Source organism: Campylobacter concisus (genome assembly GCF_002913865.1).
In the GTDB taxonomy this organism is placed as follows: Bacteria; Campylobacterota; Campylobacteria; order Campylobacterales; family Campylobacteraceae; genus Campylobacter_A; species Campylobacter_A concisus_AM.
Window position 1 is genome coordinate 1 of record NZ_POYX01000018.1, and the last position, 684, is coordinate 684.

Consider the following 684-nt stretch of genomic DNA (forward strand, 5'->3'; position numbering starts at 1 on the left):
AAAAATCCATGATATTTTGCCTATTTTTACTTCCCGCCTCTGTTTGCGTCTACTATAACTCTACGCTTTTACAATTAAAAGTTGCGCAAGGATTTTATACTTCTGGTAGAGGAGATATTTTGACAAAGAGGTTGCCACTTCTTTTTGGCTCTGATAGAGCTTATATAGGTATAGGTTTTGGTGGCAAACAATATACTAAATTTTTAAATGACAAAAATGTTAATAATGATGACCTTGGCCCAACTGGTGTAGGCGCTGATGGAACTAAGTATCCGCATCATGATGAGCCAGTATTTATTGGCCAGTATTATCATTACGGTGTAGTAGGTACTGCTTTTTTTGTTGCGCTTGTTTTTTATATGCTTTTTGTTTCTTTTAAAAGGTATTTGTCAAACAACAAATTTTATATAGCAATATTTGGAAGTATACTTTGCACTTATATATTTAGGGGATTATTTGAAACTATGTACTTTACTCATCTTTATGTAACGCTTGGTCTTTTCATAGTGTTTTTGTGCAAAAATAAGGAGTGATTTATGAAACTATTTTACATATATCCAGAGCCAATTCCACAAGGTAATGCAAGAGAAATAGCAATACTAAATACATTTTTTGAGCTTAGTAATATGTGTGATGCTAAGCTAGTCTTACCGCAGTCTCCCTTAAATTTAAATGAGCTGATTG

The 684-nt window shown here is 32.9% G+C and carries 1 pseudogene; it reads left to right on the forward strand.

The features are described 5' to 3' along the window. A pseudogene (locus CYP77_RS01070) lies at positions 1–533 on the forward strand (hypothetical protein); the annotation flags it as partial. Between the last annotated feature and the right edge of the window lie 151 nt (positions 534–684).